Source organism: Flavobacterium sp. RSP49, from assembly GCF_003968735.1.
Classification (GTDB): domain Bacteria; phylum Bacteroidota; class Bacteroidia; order Flavobacteriales; family Flavobacteriaceae; genus Flavobacterium.
This window is the reverse complement of record NZ_RYDN01000067.1, coordinates 1-1,633: the sequence shown is the minus strand read 5'-3', so window position 1 is coordinate 1,633 and position 1,633 is coordinate 1. Positions and strand designations below refer to the sequence as shown.

The 1,633-nt window shown below is 39.0% G+C and carries 1 protein-coding gene; it reads left to right on the top strand.

What is annotated here, in order from left to right:
* Nucleotides 1–236 precede the first annotated feature (236 nt).
* Nucleotides 237–1,633: IS21 family transposase (gene istA, locus EKM02_RS14670; protein WP_126456427.1), on the top strand; the 1,397-nt coding region annotated here is incomplete at its 3' end.

Below are 1,633 nucleotides of genomic sequence, written 5' to 3'. Positions count from 1 at the left end.
ATTCCGCTGCAAAGTACACCACCCATTCCGCTTCAAAGTACACCAATTATTCCGCTGCAAAGGTCGCCACTTATTCCGGAGCAAAGTACACCACTTTTCTCCTGATTTAATACTTGTAAAGGACTGACATTCCGACACAAAGTGCACCACCTATTCCAGATCCTTTATCTCACTAAGTAGAGATTTAACCGTCATATAGCATAAGTTTGGTTTGTAATCAAAAAACCACTTGCAATATGGCAAATAAACCACTTAGTATGATTAAGATAAGACAGGTACTTTTATTTTTAGAACGTGGTGCTTCACAGCGTACCATAGAAAAAGAAGTTCGAATTTCTAGAAGGACAATTGCAGGGTATTTGCTGAAATTTACGCAAACAGGAGTTGATTTCAAAGAATTACTAAAGCGTTCAGATCAGGAACTTGAACAAATACTAGGTCTTTTAAAGCCTGTTGTATCGGAAGATACTGATCCCCGAAAAGTTCATTTTAATAATCTGATCGGTTACTTCAGCAAGGAACTTAATCGAACTGGTGTAACACGTCTATTACTTTGGGAAGAATATATTAAAGAATATCCTGAAGGTTTTCAATATTCTAGATTTTGTGAACTCTTACAAGATCAGGAGAAGGTAAACAATGCTGTGATGCATTTTGTCCACACTCCTGCAAAGCTGCTTGAAGTTGATTTTGCTGGGGATATGCTTCACTATGTGGATACTTCAACTGGTGAACTAATTGCATGCCCTGTATATGTTGCTATTCTTCCCTTTAGTGGCTATGGCTATGTAGAGGCCTTACCGGATGCAAAACTGCCTCAAGTAGTTAAAGCGTTGAATCATACCATTGAATACTTTGGAGGTGTTCCCTTGACTGTTAAATCAGATAACATGAGGCAATGGGTATCCAAAAGTTGTAAATATGAACCTGTATTTACTGATATGCTCGAGCAATGGGCCAACCACAATAATATCGCACTGCTTGCGGCTCGCCCGTATAAGCCCAAGGACAAGCCCTCTGTTGAGAATAACGTAAAGATTACCTATAGACGTATTTATGCTAGCCTACGTAATGATACTTTTCATAGTCTTACTGAACTAAACAAGGCCATTAGAGAAAAACTTGATTATCATCATCAGCTGAACTTTCAGAAGAAAGTATACAGTAGACTCGAGTTGTTTAAAAGCGAGGAAAAAACACTACTACAGCCCCTTCCAGAATCCCCATACAGTATCAGACATTATACCAAAGCAAAGGTTCAAAAGCATTACCATGTACTGGTGGGTGAAGACTGGCACTTTTATTCTGTTCCCTATCGTTACATTGGAAAAGAGGTACGCATTGCTTATGATCAGGATGTCGTGGAGATCTATTGCGATGCACAAAGGATTGCTGTGCATACTAGGAATTACACCAGCCATGGTTATACCAGTATCACGGAGCATATGCCCGAAAGACATCAGATCATTAAAAATCAACGTGGATGGAGTCCGGAATATTATCTCAAAAAAGCAGAAGAAAACGGCCCCAATACTTTTGAATTTTTCAAAAAGGTGATGAACAGTAAGCTGATAATTGATCAGTCTTATACTGCTTGTCTGGGACTATTGAGACTCATGAGTTCCTATGGTAA